Origin of the sequence: Lachnospira multipara LB2003 (assembly GCF_000702205.1) — a bacterium.
Classification (GTDB): Bacteria; Bacillota; Clostridia; order Lachnospirales; family Lachnospiraceae; genus Lachnospira; species Lachnospira multipara_A.
Genome location: NZ_KL370871.1, coordinates 499,941 through 507,347, shown reverse-complemented (window position 1 = coordinate 507,347; position 7,407 = coordinate 499,941). Strand labels below are relative to the sequence as shown.

Here is a 7,407-nt window from a genome sequence, read left to right as displayed (position 1 = left end):
AGGAGTTTGGATTTTTAATATAATATTCTGGAGGGGAATTATGACAGAACAAATATATGCTACTCCATGTGGCAATATACATTATTGGATAAATAAAGAGTCAATAAATAGTGAGTTGCAGTTAGTCTTTTTACCTGGACTTACCGCAGATCACAGATTGTTTGAAAAGCAAATTGAATATTTTGAAAGTAAGTATCCGGTTTTTGTATGGGATGCACCTGGGCATGCTGCTTCTTGGCCATTTCGCTTTGATTTTAATTTGATGGATAAAGCAAGATGGCTAGACGAAATTCTGGTAAAAGAGGGATTTGACCATCCTATAATTATTGGTCAGTCTATGGGCGGTTACGTTGGACAGGCGTATGCACAGCTTTATCCTGAAAAGTTAAAGGGTTTTGTTTCTGTGGATTCGGCACCTTTACAGCGTAGGTACGTGACGGCCGCAGAAATTTGGCTATTGAAGCGAATGGAGCCGGTGTATCGACACTATCCTTGGAAGTCTCTTTTGAAGCTGGGAACGAATGGTGTTGCTAGGTCGAGCTATGGAAGAAAAATAATGCATAATATGATGATGACCTATAATGGTGATCAGGAGAGATATGCAAAAATAGCAGGTCATGGCTATCGGATATTGGCGGAAGCAATGGAGGCCAATTTGCCATATGAGATTAAGTGCCCTTCTATTTTAATTTGCGGAGAAAAAGATCATGCCGGCTCTTGTATCCGATATAATAAGGCGTGGCATAAGAATACCGGAATTCCGATAGAATGGATAAAAGATGCGGGGCATAATTCTAATACCGATGCACCAGAAATTGTAAATCGGCTGATTGAGGAACTGGTCAAGAAATTATAGTTAAGAAAACAGAGAGTAGTATTACATTAGAAGATGTATTGTAAAATCAATGGTTCTTTGCGTTGAGCGAAGGATTGATGGAGATTTCTATTAAGGAGGGTGAATATTATGGGATTATTTGATGTAGATGAAGAAAAGTTACAGGGATTTTATCATCGCGCATGGTTGGAGGCAAATCGTGGATTTGTGGATCCGAGAAAGTATCCGTACTTGGATAAGGCTCTATATATGTATGCAAGAGAACATGGTTGTTCCTATGATGATGCCTTAATCCTTGCAAAAACAGGAAAGAAGACCTGGTAGGAAATTGATTGAAGAGGAGCAAGTGCCTATTTGGGGAATTAAATATTGGTCAAAAATTCCAGATTTTTCACAGTATGTAGATGAGCATAAATGAATTGGGAGGAAAATACTATATGAAAAAGTATAAGGTAGCTGCAGCTATAATGATAATACATGGTGGCTTTATGGAACTTGGTGGAGTTCTTTGTATGATAATAGCTTTATTGTTAGGAACTGATAGGTTTGATATTGGCCAGTATTTTGAATTTAAGCTTCCATATTTTCAAGATAATCTTTATATGATGATGGTTATGGGGGCAATATATGGAGTCATTCGATTAATAGGAGCAATAGGTCTACTTAAAAATCGAATGTGGGGGTTGGCCTTGTCTCTAATTATTTCTTTCATTACTCTTATATTAATGATGTTTTTATTACCAGCAGGTATTATGGATGGAATCCTTTCAGGAAGTACCTTGATTCTAATGCTAATGCAATTTTATGGAGATAAAACAATAGAGGAATAAATACAAATACTGGATTAGTGTAGATAAAGAGTAGAAGTTTCCAATTTTGAAGTATATTGTAAAGAAAATAATAGAGCCAGACTATGGTTGTGAAAACTCAGGACGCAGTATTCTTGACCAGTTTCCTGAGGTCAGGAATTTGGTTTAAAAAGGTCAGATTCGTCAGTAACCATCGAGTTTGACGGGTTTGACTTTTTATATTGCAGAAATATGACAAAATGGATACGCCAATCTGCCAATATAAGGTATAATAGTTAACATAATTATTCGCAAAATTTACATGGTATAATATAGGCTAAACAGCTTGATATTATTATGGAGGTACATATATATGGCAAAGCAAAAATATGCATTAAACTCAGGAGAAAAGATAGTTTATAAAGTATCGCGTGTACGTCATGGATTTTGGGGAGCATATACACATGTCTTAACAATAACAAATCAGAGTGTTATTTTAGAAAAGTATGGAATGCTAAATAATTTTAAGGGAATTGAACGTTATGATTATTCTATCATAAATCAAGCAATTCAAGGTGAAGCATCCAATGGAGAAAAACAGTTGGAATTATATATAGGCGGCAAAGTGGAGGATTTTGCTTTGCAGTCTGGAAATGAAAATGAATTAAAGGTTCTAATTATGGCAATAAATGATCAAATGGGTCCTGATGCAGAATACTATGATTTCAATTACTATCAGAGTATTGTTATTGAAGCGAAAGATACTGATAGAATTTTGGAACTCAGATCAAAAGCTCAAGATGAGATGCCTACTGCAGGAGGTTCGGAAAAAGAAATTGCTGGTATGGTAGCAAAGAACTTGATAAAGTCGGGTGATTTTACAGCAACAGGTGTAACAAAAGCGGTCACAAAGGCAATGGGGAAACAGAAGAAAAAAGGCATTTTATCAGGTATGATGGATGAGTTCTTGGATGATATTGGAGTTCGAGATATACAGGATGAATTTACAGAAATGGGAAATGAATTTAGAGAGGAGTTTGGATTAAAACCCAAGATGACATATGCTGAACGGAAAGAATTAGAAGAATTAGAAGAAAAAAGAAAAAAGCAAGAAATTCAAGAACAAAAAAATTCTATATTTCAGAATAGGGTTAATCAGCAAAAGGCAATGATTGATGCAAAGAAAAGGGCACTAGGTGAACAAAAACAACCAAACATTAACACACCCAAAATGTCTGTTAAAGAACAAATGGAATTATTGCAACAGGTTAAAAGTTTGCTTGATGAAGGTGTTTTGACCCAAGAAGAATTTGAAATGAAAAAACAAGAAATATTGAATAGTTAATCAACAGGCAGGTAGTCTTATAACGAGACTGCCTGCCATCTTTTATGCTTGCGAGTGACATTTCTCTAGGGGGTTCAAATGAACCTCTTTTGAACACCTCAGGGGAAGTAAGGTTAAATTGTATTAAGTTCAGTGCTCCAACGAACCAATACTCCTGTGTAAGGAAAGTGCCCATGACATGGCGTTAAGCGTTCGGGGGACGCTTGTTTAGTGTCGACCGGAACGTAGAGGTAGCCTTTGTACTTGTCAACATTTTGGTAACAAGTATTAAAGCGTATGACTTGAAAGATAAAACATAATCGCCAAATTGTGAAAAAACTCTTATAAAAAACTGTGTATTCTGATACAATATAATAAATACAAAAAGACTAAAGGTCTGTGTGAAAAACTAAAGCTTATTGTAAGAGTAGCCGATATACACTTTGTTAAGGTTAAATGAAAGGGGAGTTGGCAGTCATGCGAAGAATGTTACAATCTTGCAGAGCAGAGCAGAGCAGAGCAGAGCAGGGGTTAGTTGCGGCCTTTTTTGGGATAAAACAGAATATGATGATGATGGATAACCGTCGGATTTGATGGGGCAAATATGCCCTGTTAAGTTCGGCGGCTTTTTGTGTTTTAAAGGTGATGCAGCGACCATAACAGCTGTAAATAAAGATATAAAGGAGATAGGAACTTATGAAGATTAAGATGAAACGACTATTTGGCATCATGCTTAGTCTTGTGTTGGTGCTTGGATTAATGCCGGTAACCAGTTTAACGACGTATGCAGAAGGCGAAGGCGAAAGCGAAAGCGGAACCGGAACTGGAACCGGAACTTATAGTGCTACACTCGAAGCGGATTTAGCAGTTAATTCAAATAACCTCAGTCTGGAAATCAGGTTTTTCGATAATGGTGGTGGAACCGGTAACGAGCTTGGAGAACAGCCAGTTACTATTAGCCCTGAAACTGGAACTTATAATGGAGACATTCCAAAAGGTACCAAGTCGGTTAAACTTAAAGTTGAAACAGATGGCAACTTGGTAGATTTTAATAGTAGCAGTATTACTATTAGCGGCAACAAAGTTAATGATATTGGTGGGATAACGGGCTCATTGCCATTGGATATAAATGAAACGAATACTTTAAACATATATATTAAAGTTATATCAAACAATCAAGGTGGTGAAAATCCTGGTCCAGGTCCTGGAGACCCTAGTCAAGGAGGTGGTTCACAGGAAAGAATTACGCTCAGTTTTACTCTATCAGGTGATGTTGATATAATAGCAGAGATTTCGGTATTCGACGGAACAGAAACTCAAAGATTAAATATTCAAGACAATAAAGGCACAGTAACTGTAAATGAGGCTGACAAATACACTATTACTATTTCTCCAGAATTTGGTGGTTTCAAAATTGCAAGCGCCTCAATAGACGGAAACGATTGTGCAATAAATGGGGAAGGAATAGCCTCACGGGAGGTTTCTAAGAAAAACGGAGCCTATAATATTTCTGTTACCAAAGGAGAACAAAGTGATGATGTGACGATTCTTTGGACCTACGATCCAAAGGAAAGAACTGGTGGTTGGTCTGATGCTTACATTGATGCAAGTACAGGAACTGTTGAATATGTTGGTGCTACAAGAGGCGGCAGTAAGGTTGACCTTGTAGTCGATAAAAATAATGGAGGCTATATTCAATGTAAAAAAGGAGATGTGGTTACATTAAAGTTTGTCCCTAAAGCGGGATATCAGCTTACAAGTGCCAGTTTGAATGGCCAGACGCTTGTAGCACAAGCAAGCCAAAGTACTTTTACTGTGACAATGAATGGAAATTTCCACCTTGCAGGTGCTTTTAGCAAAACAAATCCCCAGGTAAAAGTCAGTGGAAGCAGTAGTGTGTCAGGGCTTAGCGTAAGCGGAACAGATGCAGCTCTCAACACTGGTAATGTGGCAGTCGGCGTAACAGGAGGGAAAAGCAATCCTGACGATGACACTATTCAGACAGCCATGGGTAATGACAGCGATGATTTTGTAAGTGCTGTTGAAACTGTCGATATCACTATGACCAATGTTATTAGTAAAGGTGGTAGCGGAGATTATTTTTCAAATGCAAGTAATTATTGGACTAACAATATGACAGATCTTTCGAGTGCAGCTTCATTTTCCTTAAGTGTACCAAACAATCTGTCTGAAGGAGAGACTTATAGTATTGTAAGAAACCACAATGGAACTCTTGAGGAATTAGATGCTATATATAATTCTACTATGGGAAGACTTACATTTTCATCAGATAAATTCTCAAATTATACAATTATAAAGAAAAAAGGCACTCCTATAACTAATCAGAATGATAATTCTTCCGGAGGTTCATTAGATAGTACGGACACTAGTACAAAGGTTCCATATGCGGATGTTGCTACCACAGCAGGTGCTGTAAACGATATTACAGATACAGATGCAGTAACATCAGAAAGCAATCCTTTTGGAGCAAAGATTGAAAACAATGATAACTTGACTACACTTTTAGCACTCACACCAGAAGAAGTGGCTCAGGGTGTTAATGTGTGGCTTGATATTCAGGATATGAGTGATTCTGTACAAGAGACAGATAAGACCTTAATTCAGGATACTTCTGGTGATTTTACTGTTGGACTTTATTTTGATATTAATTTGTTTAAGAAAGTCGGAGGTAACGATGCAACAAAAGTTACTGAGACCAATGGTAAAGTACAAGCAAGTATAGTTATTCCTGAAAGCTTGAGGAAGAGTGGCAGAACCTTTGAAATCATCCGTGTACATGAAGGCGAGGCTACAGATATCACAGGCACTTATGATGAAAACACACATGTATTCACATTTGAAACAGATAAGTTTTCAACATATGCCCTAGCTTACAAAGATCAGGCTTCATTAAGCGATAGCAGCACAACTTCAGATAGTGGTTCGTCGGATAGTAGCAATAGCACACAGTCTACTGCACCAGAGACCGGAGACCCAAATGATATCAGAGTATGGTATCTGCTTCTTCTAGCTTCTATTGGCGGACTTGGATTTTTGGGGGGTTCAAAGAAGAAAAAAGTAAATGACTAAAAAACAATGGTAAAACTTCATCGGCATGATATGAGAAACTAGTTAATAATAAAGAGACCCTAGCACAGTTATTAAAACTGTGTTAGGGCCTGTTTTTTTAATCTAAGTACTAAGACTTATCTACCAATAATCTCTAATTCCTTAGGATAGCTATTAAGTACTTCAACACCATCAGGAGTTACAAGTACAAGGTCTTCTACACGAACACCCACTTCATCTGTGACATAAATACCAGGTTCAATTGAGAAAATCATACCTGCCTTAGCTTCTGTCTCATTAGTTGATGAAACATCGCCAAATTCATGCTCTGATAGGCCGATGAAATGACCAAGTCTGTGAGTGAAGTTCTCGCCATAGCCTTCATTTGAAATAAGATCTCTTGCAGTCTTATCAAGTTCCTTTAACTTAATGCCTGGCTTAATCTTAGCGATAGCAGCTTCATTAGCAGCACGAGTAGTATTATAGATAAATCTGTCCTTATCGGATACTTCCTTATAGAAAAATGTTCTTGTCATATCAGAACAGTATCCATCCTTAATGCATCCAACATCAAAGAGTACGCAATCACCAGACTTAATTACTGTATTATCTGGTGAATGGTGTGGATCTGCTGCATTTTTACCAAAGGCAACTAATGGTTCAAAGGAGAAACCATCTGCTCCAAGGTTCTGATAAATCTTAAGAGTCTGATCAGCAACTTCCTTTTCAGTTACACCATCGTGAACAAGTTCTTTAAATTTAGCAATTGCTAGGTCGTTAATATGACTTGCAACACGCATTTTTTCCTGTTCTTCTTCGTCTTTAATACCACGAGTAGTATCAACAGCAATTGATGAATTAACAAAGCCCTTAGCTGCATTACGTTCCATAAGTGGGAGAAGGAATCTTGCGCGAATATCCTTATCAACACCTAAAGTCCAGTCAGGATTAATATATGGCATTATAACATCAGCCACATCGTCGGTATCTGAATACCAAACTTTTTCAACTCCAAGCTCCCCAGGAGCATTAAATAATTTATTTAAGAAAAAGACATTCTTTCCATCTTCTCTAAGCAATAATCCATAGAAACGTTCAAAGGGTTCCTGATAGATACCAGTAAGATAATATATAGACATAGGATCTACAATTAACATTTGTTGTACATTCATTTCCTTTAAGGCCATAAAAATACGGTCAATACGATTTTGTTTCATTTTATTCACTCCTTTTCAATCTGTCACTATCTAATAAGGATACCACTTTGTAAGAAAAATACAAATGTTAATATTTTTTCTATACAATTACAATATAGTATAAGACAATTTTTTGTGTTTATAGTATAATTTAAATATAATTTTGATCGTAAAAAATAGGTTGAATAGGGGATA

At 36.9% G+C, this 7,407-nt stretch carries 6 protein-coding genes; 5 read left to right on the top strand and 1 reads right to left on the bottom strand.

Annotated elements, in window-relative coordinates; genetic code table 11:
- Nucleotides 1-40 precede the first annotated feature (40 nt).
- The 5 genes from T537_RS0111835 to T537_RS0111805 all read left to right on the top strand — a co-directional run bounded on the left by T537_RS0111835 (nucleotide 41) and on the right by T537_RS0111805 (nucleotide 6,037).
- Nucleotides 41-856 carry an alpha/beta fold hydrolase gene (locus T537_RS0111835; RefSeq protein ID WP_031558208.1) on the top strand — a complete coding sequence of 272 codons (816 nt, stop codon included), beginning with the start codon at nucleotides 41-43 and terminating at the stop codon, nucleotides 854-856.
- Between the two features lie 108 nt (nucleotides 857-964).
- Nucleotides 965-1,159 (top strand): hypothetical protein, encoded by a 195-nt coding sequence (locus T537_RS0111830; protein ID WP_031558206.1) that lies wholly within the window; start codon nucleotides 965-967, stop codon nucleotides 1,157-1,159.
- Between the two features lie 113 nt (nucleotides 1,160-1,272).
- Nucleotides 1,273-1,665 (top strand): hypothetical protein, encoded by a 393-nt coding sequence (locus T537_RS0111825; protein WP_051637244.1) that lies wholly within the window; start codon nucleotides 1,273-1,275, stop codon nucleotides 1,663-1,665.
- A 331-nt stretch (nucleotides 1,666-1,996) separates the two neighbouring features.
- Nucleotides 1,997-2,968: an SHOCT domain-containing protein gene (locus T537_RS0111820; RefSeq protein WP_031558201.1), complete on the top strand. Its 972-nt coding sequence runs from the start codon at nucleotides 1,997-1,999 to the stop codon at nucleotides 2,966-2,968.
- 675 nt (nucleotides 2,969-3,643) lie between these two features.
- Entirely contained in the window at nucleotides 3,644-6,037 is a 2,394-nt protein-coding gene (locus T537_RS0111805) for a hypothetical protein (protein WP_031558199.1), read from the top strand.
- 116 nt (nucleotides 6,038-6,153) lie between these two features.
- On the opposite strand, the gene T537_RS0111800 is transcribed toward T537_RS0111805, so the two are convergent.
- Nucleotides 6,154-7,233, bottom strand: coding sequence for a M24 family metallopeptidase (locus tag T537_RS0111800; protein WP_031558196.1), 1,080 nt, complete (start codon nucleotides 7,231-7,233; stop codon nucleotides 6,154-6,156).
- Between the last annotated feature and the right edge of the window lie 174 nt (nucleotides 7,234-7,407).